Consider the following 24093-nt stretch of genomic DNA (forward strand, 5'->3'; position numbering starts at 1 on the left):
CGGCTCCACAACCTGGCCCTCACCAGATAACTCACGCCCCATACGGGACAACCTCTAGGCGACGCCTCATCGTCACTGCCGGACTCTGCGCTGCAGCCCTTGCCGCCGGCACCCTCTGGGTGATCACCAGCCCGTGGGCGGGCGGGGTCCGCGAAGACTCGGCACTCGACGGAGGCATGCAGTCCGCCGGGGACGTCGGCTACGACCACGCCCAGGTCGGTGCCGAGTACTGGGCCGGCCTGCCCCTCCCATGGAACGCCTCCGGCCAAGACCTGGAAATCACCAGAGCAGAGTTCGTGGACTGCTCGACCATCATCCGCCTCGGACCACCCATCAAGTACAAGAGCTAAACCCTCGCCACGTCACGGCGTCCGAGCCGCAGCGCCAGGCGCCGGGCAGCATGTGGGAGCCGGGGCGGGGTGTTCTGGGATATCCCGCCCCGGGGGCGTGACGGTGGGTTAGTTCGCGGCGTCGGCGAAGGCCAGGACGCCGTTCTCTCCTCCGCGAGGAGAGGCTCACCACTGGTGCTGGAATGCCTTGCCGCTCATCATTGCGGCTCTTCGGATTGGGCGTTCCGGATGCTGCGGCTGCGGCCGCGGAACTCCGCGATCACCGCGTCCCCGCGCGTCACAGTCACGTCGTAGATGCCGCTGCGGCCGAAGCGGGTGACTTCTCGCGCGATGGCCGTCAGGACATCGCCCTCATAGGCCGGAGAGACGAAGGCCACGTCGGCCCCGGAGGCGACGGTGACGGGCCCGTGGCTGTTGCAGGCGCAGGCGAAGGCTGTGTCAGCGAGCAGGAACACGTACCCGCCGTGGGCGATCCCATGCCCGTTGACCATGAATGCCGTCACGGTCATGCGCAGGGCGGCGGCTCCATCGCCTTGCGACAGCAATTCGATGCCCAGTGCCTGTGAGGCCCTGTCGGCCTCGAACATCCGCGCTGCAGGCGCTGGCACCTGTACAGCTTCCGTCATGGTTACACCATCTGTATCCCGACCGAACATTCGGTTAGTGTGCGGCACGGCCTAGTAGTTCAGCGGCGTCAATGCCTGTCAAGGGGTGAGTCACATGCTGAACACCCTGCGGGGCCTGCCGTGGACCGGGCAGCAGCGCAGAGCGCCGTCGAGGCGGTCAGCGTCTGCCGGCTAGGCCTTGGTCTCAGAGGCTTCCGCCGGCTTGGGCGCGGGGGCCGTGTAGAAGACGGACGCGCCTTGCTTGGTGCGCTCTGCCTGGCTCTTGGCTACGAGCCCTTCGAGCGTGACCCGCACGACCTTGGTGGCGATCTGGCGCTCGGGGTGGGCCTGACTGATCGCTGCGGAGATCTCCGCTGCGGAGCGCGGTTCCTTCAGCTCGAGAAGGTGGCGGCGAATGAGCTCGACCAGGGTGGGCTGGGCAGTCTTGGGGGTGTCCGCCGGCTTGGCTGCGGACTTCTTGGCGGCTGCCTTCTGCGGAGCGGCGGTGGACTTCCGGGCCCTTTGCTTCCCGCCGCGCGCGCCGCCGGTCCCTCGGCGAGGGGAGGGCACTGCGGTGCCTTCGGCCTCTGCTGCGGGCTGGGTCAGTGCATGGGTGATTCCGAGCGCCTGCTGCATGTTCACCAGCACCGTGTGGTCGTGCTGCAGCGCGGCAAGCTGCTCCTGTAGGGAAGCGATCTCCGCAGCGATGCGGTCCTGCTCCTTGGTGTTGCGCTCGAGGTCGCCGGTCACCTGGGCGACGTACTGCGATGTCAGTTCAGTGGCGGAAGTCGTTGTCTCGGGCATGGGGCTGAACCTTCCTTGGCGAATGAACGTCCTGGGCTGCACGGTATGGAAGTGAGGCCCTCTTGGGTGTGTCTGCGGCCCGGGCGGGAGTGCTGCAGGTTGCCTCGGCCTAGCGGATGGTACGGACGGACAGCGCTGGTTGTTCGTGTCAGGTGGTGTCTTCTTACTCTGGAGACAGTCTCACAATTCTGATGCCTGATGTCCGCGGGGCGGTGCGGCGGAGCGTGACTGGACCTGCAGCTGGGGCAGTTGCCAGACCGCCTCGTCGGTCTCCCTGTTGTGCTGCCATGCTTGCAGGGTGCGTGTGGCTACCAGCCGGTCGAGGAGTTCGCCGGTCTGCTGGGCGGAGTGCCCGCACAGGCGGGTGAGGATGTCCATGTCGGTGCTGTGTTCGGAGCGGGTGCAGGTGTGTGCTGCCAGCACGAGGGCAGTCAGCCGCAGTGCGGGCGCTGCGGCAGGCAGGGTTAACGGTGTGGGCCGCAGCGCCCAGTCGGCGGCGCGGCAACGGGCGCGACGGCCGGGCGCCTGGTCCAGCACCGCGGCATCGAGCAGCCATGCCTGTGCGGGCAGTGCACGGAAGTCCGGCAGTGCGAGCCAGCCGGCATGGGCCAGCTCCAGCCACAACTCGCGGTTTCCGCGCAGGCGCATGCCCCGCAGCAGGCCCGCTGGCAGCCGGACATGACCGCGGACGTCCGTGCGCAGCGCGCACTGCAGGGCCAGCAACCGGGCCGCGGGGGAGGTGAACCGGGGCAGCGCACTGCCGAGGTACGTGAGCATCTCCCGCACCCGCACCCGTTCCTGCGGGCCAGCCTGGAACCGGTGCGCGGGTGCGGAAGGGCAGGAGGAGGGAGGTCGGCTGGAGTCGGGGAGGGTATCGGGTACGACGGCTGTGTTGCTGGTTGCCGCGGCGCAGGCCGCGCAGGTGTCCGCCAGCCGCCAGGTGCGCCCGCTGCGGTCGCGGGTGAGGGCGAGCAGCACCGGCCCTGCGCAGCCGCGGTGACGCGGATGCCACCGGCAGCCCCGCGCCTGGCACTGGCAGCTGCGTAGATGGGCGGGCAGTGCGTCGGCGCGGGCGTGGCAGGCGAGATGGGCCAGGACAGCCGACCGTGCGGAGGGTCCCGTGAGCGAGGGCGTATGGGCGGTGCAGGTGGGGCAGACGAGTGCGGGGCCGCCCGGTCGCGGACGCAGTTCTACTGTCCAGATGCGTCGCACTGCTGCGTACGTGCCGGCGAGCCTCATGGGCTGCTCGTCCTCCCGCGTGTCCGTGCCCGAGGTGGTCGGTGCCCCGGCGGCAGAAGGCCGGGAGAGGCACGGTAGTGCAGAGCCCTGCACCTTGATCGGCCGCTCTCACCCTCAGGCAGATAGTGCAGGGATCTGCACTGACAGGGCAGGTCTCTGCACCGTCGGATGGTGGAGTGACGATCTTGCCGCCCGACCCCGACCTCACCGCGCTGCGTGTCAACCTCGCGCGTCTGAGGGCCAAACGCGGCTGGACCTTCGATGAACTCGCCGGCCGCAGCGGCCTGGCGCGGCGCACCCTCATTGACCTCGAACACGGTCGCACCACCGGCACCGTCACCACCTGGCACGCCCTCGCCCATGCCTTCGACGTGCCCATCGAGCAACTTCTAGGCGCCCTCTGTGACGACCACACCCCGCCGGGCACGCACGGCTCCTGAGCCTCGGCACTCCCGCCCCACGGCGATCGGGCAGATCACCCGATCTGGCGAGTGGACATCGAACACAATGTCGCCTATGAGATCGCCTGTTCGATGACCTTGCGCTGATCAGGGGACCCGAGCCCTACCGCGTTGCGTAGCGCCGTGTGCCAGCTGGCACGGTCCCGGCTATGTGCTCCACGCCAATCCCCGCCGGCCGGCACTGGGACGGCAGTCCCCGCCTTACCCGACGCCCCCGCCCCCTGCACGTGGCCGGCACCAGCCCCAGCCGTCTGCTGCGCACCGGCCAAAGCAGCCGCTGCCGCCAGTGCGGCAACCGCATCGACCTCTACCAGCGCGCCGACCAGCGGCCCATTGCCCTGCACCCCGCCGAGCTGGCCACCGTGCAGGTCCCTGAACCCTGTCGCTGGCACCTGGCCGGCGGCATCGCCTACTCGCGCGACGATGGCAGCCTCTGGTGCCGCATCCCACACGCCGTGCTCTGCCCCCGCCGCACCCCTCTGTGCCGGACTAGTCCTTACCTCGGAGCGCTCCGACGTCAGCTCGCTGTCCGCACCCGCCGCCTGGCCGACGCCGGTGCCTTCACCTTCGACTCAACTCTCACCAACGCACCGGCTACAGGCGTCGACAACCCGGACCGTCCTGTCGTGCAGATGCTGCTGTGCCGCTACCTCGCTGCGAGCTCGGTCGAACACCTCCGCTGCGTCGCCCAGACCCGCCACCGCCACCGCTGCACCCACCCGGTCCTCGCTCTCACCGCACCGGCCGGCATCTGGAGACTGCTGCCCAGCGGATCCGCCTGCGGACAACTCGCCCTGCCCGACGTCCTGATGGCCGTGTACGACCTCGGTCACCTCCCCTACAGCGAACAACTGCGCTGGCGTGCCCAGCGCTGTCCCCAACACGCCGTCACTCCCGGAGCCGCCGACCTCGCCCTGGCCGGATGGCAGCCCTTCCACCCCCTCGTGCACACGGCACACATCCGTCCCAACATGCCCCACCAAGAGGCCCGCCAGGGCAGAGATCGGTGACCATGCCCCACCACGCCCTGGAAATCATGCTGACCCGGCCACTGACGTCGGCCGAACTCCGCCGCGCCGAACCCGTCTGGCCACTCGCCGCCAACCATGACGCCACCCGCCTCATGGCACTCGCGAGCGCCAAGACCCCCGACCGCGCCATCCATCGTCTGCGTCGACGCCTCACCAGCCAGCTGCCCATCGACGTGATCACCACCCATTACCCGGACGCGTACGGTCACGTACTGCTCAACGTCGCCCTCTCACCCGACACCCACACCATCCTCGAACGCGCCGCCCGCCGCACGGGCCTGACCCCGGAACGCTTCGTGCGAGAGGCCCTTCACAGGGACCTGGCCGAACATGCCGACCGCGAGGCGGACCGACTCGGTCAGATCGTGCGCCATCTCCTCGCCGGTACCACTCCCGCACACCTGCTGTCCGCTGTCGGGCATGCCCTCACCCGCCCCCTGGAAGGACCCGCGCTGTGAACCCGACCGACGAACAGACGGCAGCGGCCGACGCCTTCCACGCTGGCGACCACCTCGCCGTGCAGGCCGGCGCCGGCACGGGCAAGACCACCCTTCTCGAGTTCCTCGCCCACGCCACCACCCGTGGCGGCCGCTACATCGCCTACAACCGCGCCATCGCCCAGGACGCGCGCACCCGCTTCCCGCCCACCGTCCAGTGCAAGACCGCCCACGCATACGCCTACGCAGCCATCGGCCACCGCTACACCCGCCGCCTGAACGCACCCCGCCGCCCTGCCTGGCAGACCGGACAGGCCCTCGGCATCACCAAAGCCCTCCGCATCGGAGACCGCGAAGTCACCCCCAAAGCGCTCTCCAACGCCACCCTGCGCACCGTCACCCGCTTCTGCCACACCGCCGATGAGGCCATCACCTGCCATCACGTGCCCCACCTGCGCGGACTGGAAGACACAGACCACCACGCCCAACTCGCCACCCATATCGTGCCGTTCGCTCAAAAGGCCTGGGCCGACCTGCAGCACCCGGACGACGGCGCCGTCCGTTACGACCACGACCACTACCTCAAGGCCTGGGCCCTAACCCAGCCGCGCATCCAGGCCGACTTCCTATTGCTGGACGAGGCCCAGGACACCAACCCCGTCGTCGAACAGATCTTCCTCAATCAGCGCGACCACGCCCAGCTCGTCATGGTTGGCGACTCCGCCCAGGCCATCTACCAATGGCGCGGCGCCAAAGACGTCATGACCGACTTCGACGGCGCCCAACTGACCCTGTCCCGGTCCTTCCGCTTCGGCCCCGATCTCGCCGTGGAAGCCAACCGCTGGCTGCACCTCGCAGACGCCCCGATCCGCCTCACCGGTACCCCAGCCGTGCCCACCGAACTCGGCCCCGTCACCCAGCCGGACGCCGTGCTGTGCCGCACCAACGTTGGTGCCATGGCCCAGGTCATGGCGCGCATGGCGGCCGGACACCGGGTCGCCCTGGCGGGGGGAGGAGACAGCTTGCGCGCCCTAGCCTTGGCTGCCCGCGACCTCAAGGAAGGCCGCCGCACTCATCACCCCGAGCTGCTCCTCTTCCCCTGCTGGGGTGACTTGCAGGACTACGCCGCCCACGACCCCGCCGGCCGGGACCTCCAGCCGCTGGTCAATCTCGTCGACACCCATGGCGCCGATGCCATCCTCGCAGCCATCGCCCGGCTGGCCCCCGAACCGCACGCGCACGTCACCGTCTCCACCGCCCACAAGGCCAAGGGCCGCGAATGGTCCCGCGTCCTCATCGCCGAAGACTTCGCCCGCTCCCAGAACGGCACCGCTGCCGACCAGACAGGAAGCACGCCAGCGCCCGCGTCTGACGACCCCATTGACGACGCCGAAGCCCGCCTCGCCTACGTCGCTGTCACCCGCACCCGCCAACGCCTGGACCTAGGCGGGCTCTCCTGGATCAACGACCACGCCGAGGGCACACCGCCAAGCTAGGTGTGCCCTCGGCGCTCATCGCACGGCGAGCCGCGTCGGGTGTGCCCGCCGTCACGAACCGACCCGTCGGCACATTGAGACGCTGATGCCCTCGCTCGGGCTCAGAGGTCGGTGATGCGGGTGCCTGCGTGCGTCTTGTAGCGGCGGTTGATGCTGATCAGGTTGGCGGTGAGCGCCTCGATCTGGTGGGCGTTGCGTCGGCGGCCGCCGTATATGCCGCGAACGCCGGGGATGGTGCTGGCGAGTTCCTGGATGAGGTCGGTGGCCAGGCGGTCGTCGCCGAGGACGAGCACGTCGGTTTCGACCGGGGCGGCCTCGGGGTCCTCCAGGAGTACCGCGCTCACGTTGTGGAACGCGCCCACCACGGTGGAGTCGGTGAGGATCGCCGCGGCTTGTTCGGTTGCCGAGCCTTCCTCGACGGTGAGGGCGTAGGCGCCCTGCTTGTCGAAGCCGAGGGGGTTTACGCAGTCGACGACGATCTTGCCGTCGAGTTCCGGCTTGAGCTTGCTCAGCAGCTCGCCGTGGCCGTCCCAGGGCACGACCACGAGGACGATGTCGCCGGCTTCGGCGGCGCTTTGGTTGTCGGTGCCGGTGACGGTGGTGCCGGTCGCCTCGCTCAGCTCGGCAGCGGTCTGGGCGCCCTTCTCGGCGGTGCGGCTGCCGAGGACGACGGTGAGGCCGGCCTGGGCGAAGCGGCGGGCGAGGCCGCGGCCCTGGGGACCGGTGCCGCCGAGGATGGCGATGGTTTCGCCGTTGAGCAGGCTCATGTGGGGCACGTCTCCTGGTGGGTCGGGGGGATGCGGTCGGTGGGGCCAGGCCCGGCCGAAGGCGGCGCCGATGGCCGGCGTCCGCCGGGTCACACTGCTACGGCTGTCTTGGCGGAGGCTGTCGGCGCGGTGTCCTCGGCGCAGCCTGGGGGCGGATCCGGCCTCGGCTCATTTTCGTGGCTGTTGGTCTGGTCGGGGCGTGACGGATCGCCGAAGTTGGGCGGGCGGGGTGGCGAACCGACGAGTAACTTCGAGGGTCAGCTGGCCGCGGGGGCGAGGTCGCGTGCGAGCAGGGCCAGGTGCAGCGACAGCCGGATTTCCGGGTCGTCGAGGTTCAGGCCGAGGATTTGCTGGACCCGTTCCAGGCGGGAGTAGAACGCTGCCCGGGACAGGTGCAGGCTGGCGGCGGCCTCGGTTTTGCTGGCCGGGTTCCACAGCAGGGCCCGCACCGCGTCGGTGAGGTTCACCGTGGAAGTGCTGTCGTGTTGTTCCAGCATTTCGAGCTCGCGCTCGACAAAGAGCTGGAGCCGTTCATCGCCTGCCAGAAGGGTGAGGAGGCCGCGCACGTGCACGTCTTCGAGTCGGTGGACGAGGGAGGGTTCGGCCGATGCCCCGAGAGCGTCGACGACCTGGCGGGATTCGGCCAGGGAGCGTTCCACGGTGTTGACCGTCGCCGCGTCCCTGCCGGCGCCGATGAAAACCCGGTGGTGGCGGGATATGAGGCGCCCGAGTTCGTCGACCAGCTGGCGTGAGCGGATCCGTTCGGGCAGGGACAGCAGGACTTGCGCGTCGCCGTCCACTTCGCACAGCAGGGCGGGGGCCCGCAGTTCGGAGGTGGCGCGGACAGCGGTCGCGATCACCTCGTCGATCACGGCCCGTGCGCGCCGTGAGGCGCCCTGAGCGGTGAGCGGGCGGATGGTCAGGCCGACGAACCGGCGGCTGGTGATCGGGAAGCCAGCGAGTTCGCAGCGGCGGGTGACGTCGGCAGGCACGCAGTCCTTGCACAGTCCGTTGATCAGCTCGTAGTGCGTCCTGCGGATGAGGTTGTCCCGGTCCCGGTGATGGAGGCGGTGCAGAGCGAGCGCGGCGGCCGCCCGCTCGGCCACGGCGATGAGGCGTTGTGTCGGCGGCTGCGGGGACTGGATCACGAGACGTCCCCAGCGCCGTTCCTTCGGACCCAGTCGGGTGACGAGCCATCTGTTGGTGCGATCCCACCCGGTTCGGCCGTCCAGCGTGACCCGCGCCGAGCGCACGCTCCAGTCGGCGAGGAAGTCGGAGGCGTCGGCAGGTCCGGCGAGATAGTCCAGCACCTGGTTCTGCTCGCTCTCGACGACCACCGCGGCGCCGGCAAGGCGCTGGACAGCCTCGAGGACCTCCTCGGGGCCGGCCTGGGCGAAGCTGAGCTCGGTGAAGACCTCGTGGACGCGCTGGGCGTCGCGGAGCTCGCGGAGCTGGCGGTCGACGATGAGTTCGCCCACGGCCTGCGTGACCGCGGCGAAGCGTACCTCGTGCGCCAGTGAGATCAGGGGCAGTTCGACTTCCTCGAATGCCTCGATGAGGTGGTCTGGAAGGTCCGGCGTCCAGCGGCGCCCGAGTTCGATGATCACGCCCGCTGCCCCCGCATCGCGCAGGGACTCCGCGTACTGGCAGAAGCCGACAGTGTCGTTGTCGGACGGCAGATCGGATCCAGTGGTCAGGACTAGGTCGCCGTCGCGCAGAAGCTGGGCGACATCGGGAAGTTCGCTGGCGTGGAGCCAGCGCACCCCGCGCTCGAGCCTGTCTGCGCAGGCCACAACCTGTGCTCCCGCGCGCCGCAGGACGGGCAGATCGAGCACGGCCTCCAACGGCAGTCCCTGCACGTGTGCACCTCCGACGCCGACCAAACTTGGCCAAGTGGCCACATCTGAGTGTGGCACGCGAGGCCGACGATTTGCTAGATGCTTCCGGATTTCCTGACGGAACGTCGGACCAAGATCCGGTGGAGGCAGGAGAGGTTCAGGAAGCGGTGAGCGTTTCCACCGCGGTCACCGTCGAGCCGACACACGGGTCTAGGAGAACGCCATGAACGACACGACACTGGCCAATCTGGGTCATGAGGCCCGACGGTTCGCTCCGCCGGCCGACCTGGCTGCGAACGCGAACCTCACTGCGGCGGCCTACGAGGAGGCGGCGGCGGACCGGCTGGCGTTCTGGCACAGGCAAGCCGAGCGGCTGACCTGGCAGACGCCGTGGCACCAGGTACTCGACTGGAGCAACCCGCCGTTCGCGAAGTGGTTCGTGGGCGGCAGACTCAATGCGGCATACAACTGCGTCGACCGGCACGTCGAGGCCGGAGCGGGGGAGAAGGTCGCCTTCCACTGGGTCGGCGAGCCCGAGGGAGACACCCGGGACATCACCTACGTGCAGCTGCTCGAGGAGGTGTGCCAGGCGGCGAACGCACTGACCGAGCTCGGCGTGCGGGCTGGCGACCGGGTGGCCATCTACATGCCGATGATCCCCGAGACCGTGGTGGCCATGCTGGCGTGCGCGCGGCTGGGCGCCCCGCACACCGTCGTCTTCGGCGGGTTCTCGGCTGACGCGCTGGCCAGCCGAGTCCTGGACTGCGGCGCACGAGTGATCATCACTGCCGACGGCGGCTATCGCCGTGGCGCGCCGAGCGCATTGAAGCCAGCGGTCGACGAGGCAGTGGCGAAGACTGAGGCCGAGCAGCCGGGCCTGGTCGAACACGTGCTGGTGGTACGGCGTACCGGACAGGACGTCAGCAGGAGTGACAAGGACGTGTGGTGGCACGATCTGGTGGCCGGACAGCCGACCACACACACCTGCGAGGCGTTCGACGCCGAGCACCCGCTGTACGTCATGTACACCTCCGGCACGACCGGAAAGCCGAAGGGAATTCTGCACACCACCGGTGGCTACCTGACCGCTGCGGCGTACACCCACTGGGGTGTCTTCGACCTCAAGCCGGAGACCGACGTGTACTGGTGCACTGCCGACGTTGGGTGGGTGACCGGGCACAGCTACCTGGTCTATGGGCCGCTCGCGAACCAGACCACGTCGGTGCTCTACGAAGGCACCCCGGACTTCCCACACCGGGGCCGCTGGTGGGAGATCGTGCAGGACTACAAGGTGACGATCCTCTACACCGCACCGACGGCGATCCGGACGTTCATGAAGTGGGGCGACGAAATCCCGGCCAAGTTCGACCTGAGTTCGCTGCGACTGCTGGGGTCGGTCGGTGAGCCGATCAACCCCGAGGCCTACGTCTGGTACCGGGAGACCATCGGCGGCGGGGAAACGCCGGTCGTTGACACCTGGTGGCAGACCGAGACCGGCGCAATCATGATCAGTCCGCTGCCGGGCGTCACCAACGCCAAGCCCGGCTCGGCCATGATCCCAATCCCCGGTGTGGCTGCCGACGTGGTCAACGACGAGGGCACCTCGGTGCCCGACGGTTCCGGCGGTTACCTGGTGCTCAAGGAGCCGTGGCCCTCGATGCTGCGCACCCTGTGGGGCGACGACGAACGCTTCGTCGAGACGTACTGGTCGCGCTGGAAGGGCATGTACTTCGCCGGCGACGGTGCCAAGAAGGACGAGGACGGCGACCTGTGGGTGCTCGGCCGGGTCGACGACGTCATGAACGTCTCCGGTCACCGGCTGTCCACCACCGAGATCGAGTCGGCTCTCGTCTCCCACCACAAGGTCGCCGAGGCCGCCGTCGTCGGCGTCAGCGACGACACCACCGGCCAGGCCGTCTGCGCATACGTGATCCTGCGCTCCGCAGCCGGTGACGGAGGACCCGACATCGTCAAGGAACTGCGCGATCACGTGGCCAAGGAGATCGGCGCGATTGCCAAGCCTCGTCAGATCATGATCGTCCCCGAACTCCCCAAGACCCGTTCGGGCAAGATCATGCGCCGCCTGCTCCGCGACGTCGCCGAGAACCGCGCCGTCGGCGACGTCAGCACCCTCGCCGACTCCACCGTCATGAACCTCATCAGCGCCGGCCAGTCGTCGGCCACAGAGGACTGACAGCACCCGTGCGGGACGCCGACCTTGCACCGGACACGCAGCGCATCGAGGTGCACTCCATCACAGCCGTGGTCCTCGCGGCGTGGGATGAGCTCGTTGCGACGCTGTCGACCGCGAGTCGGCAGCGCCGCAAGCACGACATCGTAAGGAGGCAGGAGATGACACGGACGATCCAGCACATCATTGAGGTGGGACCCGGGGTGGGAACCAGTCGGACCCCCACCTATCCGGAGGGCGCCGTCACTGACGGCTGGCACGAGATCGAGTGGCGCAACTTCGGCAGCCGCGAGAACGGGACCTACTACGGGGGCATCTGGTTCGGCGGACCCGGGACGGCACGCATCGACTCCATCCCGTCCGACCAGTTCGTCTGTATCCGAAAAGGCGCCGCGCGCTTCACCGACGCCAACGGCGACTCGCGCCATTTCGAGGAGGGCGCCGCGTTCCTCATGCCGAAGGGCTTCGCGGGCGAGTGGGAGCTCCTGCGCGAGACTGAGATCGTCTACGTGGCACTCGGCCCGTTCGACTCGAACGTTCCCTGATGACGCGACCCATGCCGACCGCACGACGACGCCGGCGTCGGCCGACAGATGCTGCCGTGCCCCACCGGAAGATGACGGTCAACACCCTGCTGGATCGGGCGACAGCAGCGTCAAGGTGCTCGCCGAGCACACCGGCATACGTCGTTGTGTAGCCCTCACGATGGATCATCGGCGATCTGTCAGGCGCTGTCACGCCGCCGCTGCACGACGGTTGGGCACGGGCCGGTCGCCGGCCGGCCTTCGGACCATTGGTGCTGTGGAGACGCGGATCATGACGAACTATCGGGCGATGAGAACCCTCCGACCGCAAGACGGAGCGCTGACGATGGCCGCGGTGTTGCAGGCCCTGGAACTCCTGCGCCGCCAGCTCGCGACCGACATGCGCGGGGACCCCGGAGCCTTCACCGGCTTTGCCCGGCTGCACGCCGACAGCCAGACTCTGGCTGCCTGCGATGAGTCGACTGAAATCGTGATGATGGTGACAGCGACCAGAGACGCAGCGAGGTGCACCGAGGTAGAACTGCTCGCGTCGGCGGTACGTGCAGGCGATGCCAGCACCACGGCGCCGATCGTCGTGTCGGGCTTCGGTGTGACCATCTACCCGGGCAGCCAGTCAGAACCCGCCATCCGCGCCAGCCGAGCAGCTCAGAATCTCGTCGGCGTGGGCGGCAGCGCATGACAGGCAAGCCGATCGCTGGCACCCCTTCCGCGCGAGCCAGGGCCATCCGGACGAGCGACCTGGACATGATCGATGGCATCCTTCTGGGCACCCTGAGCCTGGCGCACCAATAGAGGGTTGCGGGCACCGGTCTTGTAGCACGGTGGCCCGCCAGTGTTCGGTTCACAGCGAGGCCTAAGCCGCTGCTGGGAGCCGCCCGGCGGAGAGATCTTGCCGAGACCTGGACCAGTCCCGATCTGTAAGGGCACCCACACCGTCGCCGTCACACCAGTCTGCGGACGCCGTCCCCGGCATGGTCCTCGCCGCGGTGTGATCGGCGGCCGAGCCGTCGCGGAGAAGCGGCCAGATCAATTGAGCCATGAACGGCCGCCCCATGAAACAACCCCCATCACTCCCGTGAGCCCCCTCCACGAATGGCTTGCTCAGCCAGAGCATGAAGGCAGGCACCCATGACCACCGCTGCGATGTCCCAGCGCCGCATCGCTGCTGCCTCGTTCGTCGGAACCGCCATTGAGTGGTACGACTACTTCATCTACAGCACTGCCTCCGCCCTGGTGTTCAACGCAGTGTTCTTCCCGAAGAGTGACCAACTCGTTGGAAATCTCCTGTCCTTCGCCACGCTCGCGGTCGGGTTCATCGTGCGACCTGTCGGCGCCATTCTCTTCGGCCACTTCGGTGACCGCCGGGGCCGCAAGAGCACGCTCGTCGTCACCCTGCTGGCTATGGGCATCGCGACATTTCTCATCGGGCTACTGCCGACGTACGCCACCATCGGTGTCGCCGCCCCGATCCTGCTTGTCATGCTCCGGCTGGTGCAGGGTCTTGCCGTCGGCGGCGAATGGGGCGGTGCCGTTCTGATCGCGACCGAGAACGCACCGGAGGGAAAGAAGACCCTCTACGGGTCCTTTGCTCAGTTCGGCAGCCCCGGCGGTCTGCTGCTGGCGACCCTGATGTTCACCGTGCTGAGCCACACGGACACCGCAAGTCTGCAGGGCTGGGCCTGGAGGATCCCATTTCTGATTTCCGCCCTGCTCGTCCCACTGGGCCTGTTTATCCGTCTGAGGATGGCCGAGACGGCAGAGTACAAGCAGGCCGCCGAGGAGCACGCGCAGATCCGGGTGCCGTTTCTGCAGGTGTTGAGCAAACAGTACCGGCAGGTCACCGTTGGTACGTTGGCGATGGCAGGTGGATTCCTCACGTTCTATCTGCTCACCTCCTTCGTGCTGACCTACGCCACCGAGACGCTGGGCCTGCCGGCCTCGATCGCGCTGCCGGCGAACCTGGTTGCCGCGGTCACCGAAGGCGTGTTCATCTACGTGGGGGTCCTGCTGGCCAAGCGCATCACGGCACGGTGTGTGGCGATCGCGTCCGCGTTCGGGCTGCTGGTGTGGTCGGGACCTGCGTTCGCCCTCATGCACACCCGCGATGCGCTCCTGCTCTACGTTGCTGTCGGCGTCGCGATGGTGTTCTGCGGCACGTCTTACGGAGTGCTCGCCGGAGAGGTCGCAGAACTGTTCTCCCGCGAGGTCCGCTACACCGGCACCAGCCTCTGCTACCACCTCGCCGGAGTGATCGGAGGTGGGTTCGGGCCGATCATCGCAACGTACCTGTTGTCGCGGACCGGATTGTCGTGGCCGGTCGCCGTCTTCACCGGAGTGGTGTCGCTGCTGATGGCGCTCGCCTGTTTCGCCCTGCCCAGGCGGGAATCCGCCCGGAGCGAGGCATCCGCGAGCGCAGAGGTGCCCGCGTGATGACCGGATACTGCACCGCCGGATGGCCAGGAGACACAGCGGCCGGGCCACTGCATGCAGCAGCACCGGGGCGATCTCAGCGCCGCGCCGCGCCCGGAAGCCGAGCATTCAGCTGCGCCGCCTGCCGCTGCAACTGCGGCTGGATGCCCCACCTGATGAACCGCGCAGGTGACGCCCGGTATGCCGGGAGCCATTTCCGGTGCACGGGGCGCACGGCGGTCTCGATCGGCGCCGAGCTCACCCGGCGCTGTCTGGCCATCGCGGCGGAGATCGTCGCACTGCACCGTGGCGGTACCACCCGCCCCCTGACTGAGAGCAACGGCCCCATCCACCACGACGTCCACCACGCCCCAACGGCGTGACCTCGCGGCGGTGACGGCCCGCGAAGAACAGGAGAGACCGCACGTGTCGACCTCACCCACCGACGAAGCCCCGGCGCAGGACGCGGGCCGCCTGGGTCGGACCCAGCTGGCCGCGCTGTCGGTCGCGTCCTTCGTGCCCGCCAGCGGCATGGCCCTGATGCCGTACCTGCTGGTCGCGGCCGCCGGTCAACAGACCTGGACCTCCGCGGTGGCGACCGTCGCCGGCATGATCGCGATCGGGTTCACGATCGTGCCCTTCGCGACCCGGTTCGTGGGCACCGGCTCGCTGTACTCCTACGTCGGTGAGGTGTTCGGGCCGCGCGCGCGATATGCGGTGGCCGCGAGCCTGCTCGGCGGGTTCGTGGTCCAACTCGGGTCGGTCGCCGGCGTGATCGCGATCTACCTCGGCAGCTTCCTGCGGGCCCTCGGCCTTACGGCAGCCGCCTCCACCCCCGCCCAGATCGTCATGTACGTCTCGGCGCTGGGAGTGTCGGCCCTGGTCTCGCTGCGGGGCCTTCAGACGTCGGTCCGCATCGCCGTGCTGCTCGCACTGATATCGGTGCCGCTGATGGTGCTCGTGACGGTCGCGAGCGGGATACACACAGGCCTTGACCTCGCGGCCCAGTTCCGTCCCGGCGAGGTCAGGCTGGATGGGACTTTCGCCGGCGTCGCCATCGGAGCGGCGTTCTTCGTCGGCTTCGAAAGCTGCACCTCCCTGGCGGCCGAGACCCGCGATCCGCGGCGCAACGTGCCACTCGCGGTGATGTCGGTGCCGCTGCTCCTCGGCCTCGCCTACCTGGTTTGCACGCTCGTGCAGACCCCCGGCGTCGTCGCACTCCACAAGGGGCCGCGCACCGACCTGTCCCCGCCGGCAGCACTCGCGGTCTCGGCGGGGCTGGGCACTACGACCGCGACCGCCGTCGATCTCGTCCTGGCGGTCGCCATGCTGGCCGCGGCGATCGGCTTCACGAACTACGGCGCCCGCTTCGTGATGACCCTGGCAGGCGACGGGCTGCTGCCCCGCTCGGTGACGCGGCTTCATCGCAGGTTTCGCACGCCGTGGGTGGGGCTGCTACTCGTCTCCGTCCTCGCCGGCGTCGTGATGACGCTCGCGGCGCTCGTCTCGAGCAGCCCCACGGTCGCATACAACGCGGTTGGCGTGCTCGGTGTGGCGGTATGGATTCCGGCCTACGTCGTGATTGCCTGCGGCGCCATCGTGCTGGCGCGCCGCGCGCGGCAGCACGTGGTCAGGAGCACGGTCGCCGCGGTCGTGGGGGCGGCGGCCATGGTGTGGGTCTATGTCAGTGAGGCACTGAATCCGCCGCCCCACCCGATCGACGTGATGGTCTGGCTGGCTCCCGTCCTATACGGCGTCGTACTGATCTTGCTGATCCTCAATGGCAGACGCTCGCGGCGCCCGGGCAGCGCATCGGACTCGCGACCCCGGACAACGAAGCCCCGAGCCCGGTCCACCGCCCTTTGACGGGCGCGGTGGCGATCGAGAGCGTCTTTTCGCGGCGCCTTCGGGCGTCGCGGCCACGTCTGGAAATGGCTTCGTCGGCGCGGCGGTTTGGTTTTCGCCGCGGCAGGCGGCCGTGAGCCGCGATCTTCATCGATTGGCCTTGATCCCACGGCGCCGACGTCTGCGAGGGCAGTCGCCGGTGTCGGCACGGTGGGAAACGAGTGGGCTGAAGAGGACTCTCGCGTCGCACACGCTCACGAGGGACCCAAGGAGACAGCCGGTGTCCGCAGCAATGCGAGGCCGCTGGTGCGCGCACCGTGGTGCTGACCGCCCGGTTGGTGGCCAAGGACCGCAGACCGCCCTCCCGGGCGACAAGCGGCGCCCGACGTGAGGGGGTGACTGCTGCCATGCCCAACACTTGATCAGGTGGCCGGAAGTAGGCAGCGGTGCGTCGGCTTGCCGGTGCCGGTGACTACCCAGTGTCGCCGGTGGGGCTATGACGCCTCCTGCTCGAGCGACGGCGTGAGGCCACCGAGCAGGCCGGAGATTCCCTGCTCCACTATCTCCTCGAAGACCCCGTCGTTGAGCGACAAGAACTGCAGGGCAGCGCCATCGACGATCGAGATGATCTGCCGTGCGATCCGCTCGTGGTCGGCCGCCCGCTCGGCCTCCGACATACAGGCCTCGCGCAGCAGCTGGATCGAGCCGTCGATGTAGAGCCGGTAGGCGCGTGCGGCCAGGTGTCGAGAGTTGGGCTGGCGCAGCGCCCAGAAGTTCATCTCGGTGAAGGCCAGTTGGATGTCGGGCTGGCGCCTCACCAGATCCGCGTACCCGCGAGTGATCTCCTGGATCGCAGTGTGAAGGCCCATGTTCGGGCGGATCAGCCGGCGCACGTGTGACATGCCGTCGGACACCGTCGCGTCGAAGACCGCCTCCAGGAGTTCCTGCTTGTTGGCGAAGCAGTAGTGCAGACTCGCGGTCGGCGCGCCCGCCTCCTCGGCGATACGCCGGGTGGTGGCGCGGGCCACGCCCTCGCGCGCGACGACCCGGATGCCTGCATTGATGAACTCACGCTGTCGCTTCGCCATCGGCAAGTAGGTCATCGGAGAACCTTCCCCTCAAGTCGCGCCGTCCGCAGTCAACGGTGAGCCGAGCACCCGCCGTCAGCAGTCACCACGAAACCATACTGGCCAGGTGGCCGAGTTCGATAATAGACACCGAGGGGCTGCGGTCCAGGGGACCGAGCCCGCCCGGTGCACATCCGTCTCCGCCGGGAATCGGGTCAACCGGCGGAGACGGACATCCCGATGTATTTGGTGTTGAGGTACTCCTCGATGCCTTCGGCGCCGCCCTCGCGGCCGAAGCCGCTCGCCTTGATGCCGCCGAAGGGGGCGGCAGCGTTGGAGATGACGCCGGCGTTCAGCCCGACCATGCCGGTCTCCAGGGACTCGGCGACCCGGATTCCGCGGTCGAGGTCTCGGGTGAAGATGTATGACGCGAGGCCGTAGTCGGTGTCGTTGGCCTGCGCTATCGCTTCGGCCTCGTCGTCGAAGGACACCACGGGGGCGACCGGGCCGAACGTCTCCTCGGACAGCAGTCGGGCGGCGCCGGGCAGCGCCTCCACGAGGGTCGGCGTGTAGAAGTAGCCCGGGCCGTCGAGCCGCGTGCCTCCGGTTCGGACGTTGGCGCCCGCGGCCACGGCCTCCTCCACACGGCGGGCGACGTCGTCGCGGGCCTTGTCATCGATGAGGGGCCCGACCTGGGCACCGTCCTCGGTCCCGCGCCCGATCTTCAGCTGCGCGAGCCGCTCGGCGAAGCGGGCGGTGAAGTCCGGCGCGAGCTTGCGGTGGACGAAGAACCGATTGGCTGCGGTGCAGGCCTCGCCGGTGTTGCGCATCTTGGCGGCCACGGCACCCTCGACGGCTGCGTCGAGGTCGGCGTCCTCGAAGACGAGGAAGGGAGCGTTGCCGCCCAGCTCCATGGAGAGCCGGAGAAGGCGGTTGGCCGACTGTTCCATCAGGTTCTGGCCGACCGGGGTCGAGCCGGTGAAGGTCAGCTTGCGCAGCCGGGGGTCGCGGATGAGCCGCGACACGACGTCGCCGGTCGTGCGGGTGGTGATGACGTTGAGCACCCCGTCCGGGAGGCCGGCATCGGCCATGACCTGGGTGAACAGAAGTGTCGTGAGGGGGGTCTGCTTCGCGGGCTTCACGACCATGGTGCATCCGGCAGCAACCGCGGGTGCGATCTTGCGGGTGGCCATCGCCAGAGGGAAGTTCCACGGCGTGATCATCAGGCAGGGACCGACCGGGCCCTTGGTCGTGACGAGTCGGGTTCCCCCGACCGGGCTGACGCCGTAGCGGCCGGCGATACGCGGTGCCTCCTCGGAGAACCATCGCAGGAACTCGGCGCCGTAGGTGACCTCGGCACGGCTCTCCGCGAGCGGCTTGCCCATCTCGAGCGTGATGAGGAGTGCAAACTCCTCGATGCGCGCCGTCACCATCTCGAAGGCGCGCCGGAGGATCTCACCGCGTTCACGAGCCGGTGTCCGGGCCCAATCCGCGGCTGCGGCCGCCGCGGCGTCGAGGGCGGCGACACCGTCCTCGACAGATGCGTCGGCGACTCTGGCCAAAGGCGCTCCGAGTGACGGATCTTCGACGACGAGTGAGGTCGCGGTGGACGACTCGCGCCACCGGCCGGCGATGAACAGTCCCGTCGGCACCTGCTCGACCAGCGTCTTCTCGTCCAAGGCAACAGCACCCATTGAAGCGACCAACCCTTTTAAAGATCCCTGTAGGCCGGTGGGCTCGCGCAGCCTCGCTGTCCTCGAACCCGCGTCACCGACCGTCTGATAACTGCGGAACCTATGGCGGCCGGGTGATCGGCGGGGCTGGCGGTCTGTCGGATCATCGGCCGTTGCGGCGCCAGATTGTCGGGCGCCGCGGCCGCCTGCCACCGCCAGTCTCCTCGACAGTGCGAGCAGGACGTTGCACGGCCGTGCTGATGGCCGTATCGGATCAAACGGCCAGGTCCGCTCGTCAGAGATCGAACATCGTTGACACGCACACGAAACATCGCTTTGACGAGGAACGATTCGCCGAACTTTCAGGGATTTACGGCGAACTGTTGACAACCCTGCTCGGCGCAAGGATGCTTCTCGAACTCGGCCAATCGGCCAGGTTTGTGAGAAGCGCCATACCAGGCGCGCGAAGTTGTCCCGGTGGCACCAGCGATTACCTGCGTGGATCGTCACCAGTACGACGGAGCGGGAGCCAGCGATGTCGTCGATACAGACTTCACCAGCCGCAGATCCCCTGGGTGTCTGCGTGCTTCTTCCGCCCAGTCGGCCCTGCGGACGCGTGCCACAAGTGCTTGCCGCCGGCGAATCGCCGAGCCGCCGCAGCACGCGCCGGCGACCTGACGCCCCTTCTCGGGTCATTCACTGAAACACGGAGGTACTGGACATGAACCTGCATTGCGTACGCCGCGGGTCCGCGGGGCCCGGCGCCCGGCGCAGCATGCAGAGCGTCCTGGGTGCGGCTGCCGTGCTCGCGCTCGTCGCCGGATGCGGAACCGGGAGAACATCCGACTCGGCCGCGAGCGTCGGCGACTGGAAGGCACCCAAGGCCGTGTCCGACGCCCTGAAGAAGGAGGGCGAAGTCCAGGTCATCCTCCACGACAACTCCTCCAGCTCGGTCCAGGCACAGCTGTACGCGGCCGTCCTGCGAGCCTTCGGCGGAAACGTCAAGATTGCGACCGTCAACGACTACCCGTCGACCTTCGCGATCCTGTCCAAGGCGAAGAACCAGGTGGACCCGGAGATGTGGACCGGCTCCGCTCCTGACCTGGTCAAGAAGTACATCAAGGACGACAAGACCGTCGACATGTTCGAGGTCAGCGACGTCGACAAGACCGCCGCCGAGGGCTGGTACGTCCCGACCTACGTGATCAAGGGCGACCCGGCACGCGGTATCAAACCGTCGTGTCCCGGCCTGCCGGACTGGCATGCGCTCAACAAGTGCGTCAACGTCTTCAAGACGCCGGACTCCGGCGGCAAGGGCCGCTACCTCTCCGGCGCCAAGTCGTGGGAGCCCGCGTACGGTGACAATGAGCGGATTAAGAGCCTCAAACTGAACTACAAGGTTGCCTTCGCCGGGTCTGAGGCCGCCCTCCAGGCTGAGTGGACCCGAGCGGAAGAGCAGGGCAAGCCGATCCTCGCGCTGATGTGGTCGCCCCACTACCTGACGGCGAAGTACAACCTCACGAAGATCAAGTTCCCGCCCTACACCCCGGACTGCTGGGGCCCGGGCAAGTCGTACGCCTGTGACTGGGGCCCGCTGAACATCGACAAGCTGACCTCCCGCAACTTCCGCGGGCACTACCCGGCCGCCGCACAGGTACTCGACAACTACAACCTGGACGGCAAGCAGCTCGGCGAGATGATGACCCAGATGGTCGACTCCGGTAAGACCGCGGATCAGGTGGTCGCGGACTGGATGAAGAAGAACCCGTCCGTCTGGCAGGCATGGAGCAAGGGTGCGGACAAGTGAAGGCCCCGGCCGCACTGAGTGATGACGTGGTGGATCTGACCCCCTCGGCGGCGCCGCCTAGGCCGGCTGCCACCTCCGGTACGCGGGCGCCCGCCGCGCCCGCGCCTGCGCCGGCGCAGGCTGCCCGGCGCCGGCACCGGCTGATGTCTGCTGCGGTGGCCCTGATCGCGGCGACCCTGTTCGTGGGCCGACTGGTGCTCGACCGGACGTCGTTCCCGGCCCGGCATCTCAGCATCCCGGTCGGATCGTGGTTCGAAACCGCTTCGGACTGGTTCGTCGCCAATATGGCGTGGCTCTACGACCCCGTCGCGAGTGCCCTCACGGGCGCACTGGACCAGCTCAACTCGGCCATCATCTTCACCCCGCCGCCGCAACTGGCCGCATTGCTCGTCCTGTTGACGTACGCGGTCGCCGGGATCAGGCTCGCCCTGCTCACCGCTGTCACGCTCGTGTGGTGCATCGCCGCCGGTGACTGGGAACCCACCATGCAGACCCTGGCGTTCATGCTCATCGCCGTGCTTGTCAGCTGCGTCCTGGGCACCGCTCTCGGCGTGGGTGCATCCCTCAACCGAAGGCTCAGCGGTGTGCTGACCACCGGGCTGGACGCCATGCAGGCGTTCCCGATCTTCGCCTACCTGGTGCCGGTCGTGCTGGTGTTCGGCACGGGCGATGCCGGCGCGCTCGTGGTCACCATCATCTGGGCCATGCCGCCGGTCGCCCGCATGACGCTGGTCGGGCTGCAGAGCGTCTCCCAAGAGACGGTCGAGTCCGCGACATCGTTCGGCGCGAACCGCTGGCAGCTGCTCAGGGACGTCCGGTTGCCCCTGGCCCGCCCGAGCATCGCTGCCGGCGTGAACCAGACGATCATGTTCGCGATCTCGATGGCGACGATCTCCGCCATGGTCGGCGGCAGCGGGCTCGGCCAGGTCGTCTGGGGCGGCCTGAGCCGTCTCTCGTTCGGCGACGCGATCGAGGGCGGACTCGCGCTCGTGCTGATCGCTGTGATCCTGGACCGGGCCAGCGCGCCGCGCACCCATTCCACGGCACAGCGCGGCCGGTTTACCGAAACTGACGAACCGGCTTTTGGGGTGTTCGGCCGCCTGAAGGCCTTTGCCCGTCGTCATCCGCGGTGGGCCGTCAGCGGCGTGCTCGCCGTGGTGGTGAGCATCCTCGCGAACGCGCTTCCGCAGCTCAGGTTCGCCGACTTCACGCAGCCGCCGTCCTGGTTGGCGCTGGATCTGCGCAAGCCGTCGGAGGAGGTCGTCAACTGGACGACGGTCCACCTCGGCGGGCTGCTCGACTGGGTACGCAACTCGGTTCAGTCCTATGGCCTCAACCCGGTCATGGACGTCCTGCACTGGATTCCCTGGCCGACGTTGATCCTGGCCGGATTCCTCGTGGGCCTGCTCCTGCTGGGCCTTCGCGCGGCGGTCCTCGTGGCGGCCGGCGTCTACCTCATCGGCGCGATGGGGATGTGGGACGCGACGATCGTCACGGTCGCCGTCGTGGGAGTCTCGGTCGTGCTCGCCGTGGTCATCGGGTTCCCGCTCGGCGTCGCCATGAGCCGCAGTGACCGACTCGCCGCGCTGATCCGGCCCGTTCTCGACCTCGTGCAGACCTTGCCCATCTTCCTCTTCGTGATTCCTGCGGTCATCTTCATGGGATCCGGCCCGGTGACGGGCACGCTGGCGACGGTGGGCTATGCCCTGCCGCCGATCATCCGCCTCACGAACATCGCACTGCGCAACGCCGATGGCGACGTGGTGGAGGCAGCGAAGAGCTTCGGCGCGACGGAACGGCAGATCCTCCTGAACGTCCGAGCCCCGCTCGGTCTGCCGACGATCCTGGTCGGCCTGAATCAGACCGTCCTGCTGGCCCTCGCCATGGCGGTGGTCGCCGCATTCGTCGGGACGCCCGGTCTCGGGCAAGAGATCTTGGTCGCCGTCAACGGCGCCCATTTCGGTGTCGGTGTTGAAGCCGGCATCGCGATGTTCATCCTCGCCGTTGCCTTCGACCGTCTCTTCCGAGCTTGGACAGCTCGCCTCAGCATCGGCTCCCACCTGAAGGTGATGTGACGCGTCATGACCGCCCCTTCCATCGAAGACCCCGTGACCACCAACAACATCGCGTCGCGTGGCGCAGCCGTGTCGTGTGAAGGACTGTGGAAGGTCTACGGTCCGCGGCCCGAGAAGTTCATCGAGTCCGCGCGCGACGGCAGCCGCGACGACGAGCACACGGCCGCCGTGCGAGATCTCTCCTTCGAGATCGCTCCGGGCGAGACCTTCGTCGTCATGGGATTGTCAGGCAGCGGGAAATCGACGCTGATCCGATGCCTGACCCGGCTGATCGAGCCGACCGGGGGCAAGATCACGATCGATGGCGCATCGGTGACGGACATGTCTACCGAGGAGCTCAGAAACCTGCGGCGCAACAGCGCAGCGATGGTCTTCCAGCACTTCGGCCTTCTGCCGCACCGCCGCGTCCTCGACAACACCGCCTACGGGCTCGAGATCAACGGCACGCCGCGCGCGGAACGTGAGGCGCGGGCGCGGGAGATCCTCGAACTCGTCGGCCTGCAGGGCTGGGAGAGGAAATATCCCGCGGAGCTCAGCGGCGGCATGCGCCAGCGTGTCGGCCTGGCCCGTGCGCTCGCGGTGAACCCGCGGCTTTTGCTGCTCGACGAGCCGTTCAGCGCGCTGGACCCGCTCATCCGGCGCGAACTGCAGGACGAACTGCTCCGCCTCGCCAACGTGGTCAAGCAGACGTCGGTGTTCATCACGCACGACATGTCCGAGGCGCTCAAGGTGGGCGACCGTATCGCGGTCATGAGGGACGGCGAGTTCGTCCAGGTCGGCACTCCTGAACAGATCGTCCTGTCGCCGGCGGACGACTACGTCCGCCGCTTCGCGGGCGAGGCGCCCCGCCTGCGTGTCGTTCAGTCCGGGACCGTGGCGTTCAAGCCCGCGTTCGTCCCGGTTGGCATGCTGGCCGGGGAGGCCTCACGGGCCGTCGCGGACGACGAGTATGCCCTGGTCGTCGACGAAACAGGGCGGCCCAAGGGCGCCCTGTCGTCGGCCGAGATCCGCCTTCAGCCCGCGACCGTCCCAGTCGGCGAGCTCCCCCTGCGCCAGGTCGCCACCGTCACACCCGGCACCTGCCTGGAGGAGGCGGTGCGTCCACTTGCCGACGGCCACCTCGCGGTGGCGGTCGTCGACGGCCACGGCGTTGCGACGGGCGCGATCGACCGCGCACACGTGATCCAAGCTCTCGTGGACCAGCCGCATGAGGAACGCGCTGCCAGCGCGTCTTGACCAGCGGTTCAGCACCGGCGCCCCAGGCCGACCCGGCGCGACCCGATGTTCCGTCATGCCCTGAGGAAGGAATGGAACCCGAGTGATTTCGGTCGTGGCAGGCCTGTGCGCCGCGGTCGTCTTCGCGATCAGTACCGTCGCCGCCAGTGAAGTGGCACGGCGCGTCGGCCCCTTCGCCGGCTCGGCGTGGGTGATGTTTGTCGGCTTGGTCGTCGTG

At 68.4% G+C, this 24093-nt stretch carries 21 protein-coding genes; 14 read left to right on the forward strand and 7 right to left on the reverse strand.

All coding sequences use genetic code 11. The annotated features are described in order from the left end of the window. Positions 1-119: 119 nt before the first annotated feature. Positions 120-350 carry a hypothetical protein gene (locus tag IE325_RS43880; RefSeq protein ID WP_190075813.1) on the forward strand — a complete coding sequence of 77 codons (231 nt, stop codon included), beginning with the start codon at positions 120-122 and terminating at the stop codon, positions 348-350. Positions 351-547: 197 nt separating this feature from the next. On the opposite strand, the gene paaI is transcribed toward IE325_RS43880, so the two are convergent. From paaI to IE325_RS46535, 3 genes are all read right to left on the reverse strand, one after another. Continuing rightward, complete coding sequence (gene paaI, locus IE325_RS43885; RefSeq protein WP_190075814.1) at positions 548-976, reverse strand: hydroxyphenylacetyl-CoA thioesterase PaaI; 429 nt, start codon at positions 974-976, stop codon at positions 548-550. Between the two features lie 171 nt (positions 977-1147). Continuing rightward, complete coding sequence (locus IE325_RS43890) at positions 1148-1759, reverse strand: hypothetical protein (RefSeq protein WP_190075815.1); 612 nt, start codon at positions 1757-1759, stop codon at positions 1148-1150. 180 nt (positions 1760-1939) lie between these two features. Further along, on the reverse strand, positions 1940-2998 hold the full coding sequence (locus IE325_RS46535; protein ID WP_229912509.1) for a hypothetical protein: 1059 nt from the start codon (positions 2996-2998) through the stop codon (positions 1940-1942). A 176-nt stretch (positions 2999-3174) separates the two neighbouring features. Here IE325_RS46535 and IE325_RS43900 point away from each other — a divergent pair, with 176 nt between their 5' ends. From IE325_RS43900 to IE325_RS43915, 4 genes are all read left to right on the forward strand, one after another. Then, the gene (locus tag IE325_RS43900; protein ID WP_190075816.1) at positions 3175-3438 is read left to right on the forward strand and encodes a helix-turn-helix transcriptional regulator; all 264 of its coding nucleotides are present in this window, start codon (positions 3175-3177) and stop codon (positions 3436-3438) included. A 170-nt stretch (positions 3439-3608) separates the two neighbouring features. Continuing rightward, the gene (locus IE325_RS43905; protein ID WP_190075817.1) at positions 3609-4469 is read left to right on the forward strand and encodes a DUF6083 domain-containing protein; all 861 of its coding nucleotides are present in this window, start codon (positions 3609-3611) and stop codon (positions 4467-4469) included. Then, positions 4466-4948 (forward strand): hypothetical protein, encoded by a 483-nt coding sequence (locus tag IE325_RS43910; RefSeq protein WP_190075818.1) that lies wholly within the window; start codon positions 4466-4468, stop codon positions 4946-4948. Before IE325_RS43905 ends, IE325_RS43910 begins: the two co-directional genes overlap by 4 nt. Beyond that, complete coding sequence (locus IE325_RS43915) at positions 4945-6423, forward strand: UvrD-helicase domain-containing protein (protein WP_190075819.1); 1479 nt, start codon at positions 4945-4947, stop codon at positions 6421-6423. Before IE325_RS43910 ends, IE325_RS43915 begins: the two co-directional genes overlap by 4 nt. 101 nt (positions 6424-6524) lie before the next feature. Here the strand turns inward: IE325_RS43915 and npdG are convergent, their stop codons facing one another. Next, entirely contained in the window at positions 6525-7190 is a 666-nt protein-coding gene (npdG, locus tag IE325_RS43920) for an NADPH-dependent F420 reductase (protein ID WP_190075820.1), read from the reverse strand. Positions 7191-7447: 257 nt separating this feature from the next. Beyond that, the gene (locus IE325_RS43925; RefSeq protein WP_190075821.1) at positions 7448-9049 is read right to left on the reverse strand and encodes a PucR family transcriptional regulator; all 1602 of its coding nucleotides are present in this window, start codon (positions 9047-9049) and stop codon (positions 7448-7450) included. Between the two features lie 202 nt (positions 9050-9251). On the opposite strand from IE325_RS43925, the gene acs reads away from it, so the two are divergent. The 6 genes from acs (at position 9252) to IE325_RS43955 (ending at position 16039) form a co-directional block, all read left to right on the forward strand. Next, on the forward strand, positions 9252-11222 hold the full coding sequence (gene acs, locus IE325_RS43930) for an acetate--CoA ligase (RefSeq protein WP_190075822.1): 1971 nt from the start codon (positions 9252-9254) through the stop codon (positions 11220-11222). Positions 11223-11230: 8 nt separating this feature from the next. Further along, the gene (locus IE325_RS43935) at positions 11231-11764 is read left to right on the forward strand and encodes a cupin domain-containing protein (protein WP_190075823.1); all 534 of its coding nucleotides are present in this window, start codon (positions 11231-11233) and stop codon (positions 11762-11764) included. A 256-nt stretch (positions 11765-12020) separates the two neighbouring features. Beyond that, positions 12021-12443, forward strand: coding sequence for a hypothetical protein (locus tag IE325_RS43940; protein WP_190075824.1), 423 nt, complete (start codon positions 12021-12023; stop codon positions 12441-12443). 449 nt (positions 12444-12892) lie between these two features. Next, positions 12893-14194, forward strand: a complete 1302-nt coding sequence (locus IE325_RS43945; protein WP_190075825.1) for an MFS transporter — start codon at positions 12893-12895, stop codon at positions 14192-14194. Between the two features lie 155 nt (positions 14195-14349). After that, positions 14350-14556, forward strand: coding sequence for a hypothetical protein (locus IE325_RS43950; RefSeq protein WP_190075880.1), 207 nt, complete (start codon positions 14350-14352; stop codon positions 14554-14556). A gap of 43 nt (positions 14557-14599) precedes the next feature. Further along, positions 14600-16039: an APC family permease gene (locus IE325_RS43955; RefSeq protein WP_190075826.1), complete on the forward strand. Its 1440-nt coding sequence runs from the start codon at positions 14600-14602 to the stop codon at positions 16037-16039. A gap of 473 nt (positions 16040-16512) precedes the next feature. On the opposite strand, the gene IE325_RS43960 is transcribed toward IE325_RS43955, so the two are convergent. Together IE325_RS43960 and IE325_RS43965 are read right to left on the reverse strand one after the other, a co-directional pair. Then, positions 16513-17121: a TetR/AcrR family transcriptional regulator gene (locus tag IE325_RS43960; protein ID WP_190075827.1), complete on the reverse strand. Its 609-nt coding sequence runs from the start codon at positions 17119-17121 to the stop codon at positions 16513-16515. A 179-nt stretch (positions 17122-17300) separates the two neighbouring features. Further along, a complete protein-coding gene (locus tag IE325_RS43965) occupies positions 17301-18764 on the reverse strand; it encodes an NAD-dependent succinate-semialdehyde dehydrogenase (RefSeq protein ID WP_308437720.1) in 1464 nt (487 codons plus the stop codon). A 715-nt stretch (positions 18765-19479) separates the two neighbouring features. Between IE325_RS43965 and IE325_RS43970 the strand changes: the two genes are divergently transcribed. From IE325_RS43970 to IE325_RS43980, 3 genes are read left to right on the forward strand one after another with little or no spacing between them, the layout of a single operon-like run. Next, positions 19480-20565 (forward strand): glycine betaine ABC transporter substrate-binding protein, encoded by a 1086-nt coding sequence (locus IE325_RS43970; protein WP_190075829.1) that lies wholly within the window; start codon positions 19480-19482, stop codon positions 20563-20565. Further along, positions 20562-22640 (forward strand): ABC transporter permease, encoded by a 2079-nt coding sequence (locus IE325_RS43975; protein ID WP_229912511.1) that lies wholly within the window; start codon positions 20562-20564, stop codon positions 22638-22640. The genes IE325_RS43970 and IE325_RS43975 overlap by 4 nt, the downstream gene beginning before the upstream one ends. 6 nt (positions 22641-22646) lie before the next feature. Next, on the forward strand, positions 22647-23876 hold the full coding sequence (locus tag IE325_RS43980; RefSeq protein WP_190075830.1) for a quaternary amine ABC transporter ATP-binding protein: 1230 nt from the start codon (positions 22647-22649) through the stop codon (positions 23874-23876). The last annotated feature ends 217 nt before the right edge of the window (positions 23877-24093 follow it).

Source organism: Streptomyces lanatus (genome assembly GCF_014655715.1).
In the GTDB taxonomy this organism is placed as follows: Bacteria; Actinomycetota; Actinomycetes; order Streptomycetales; family Streptomycetaceae; genus Streptomyces; species Streptomyces lanatus.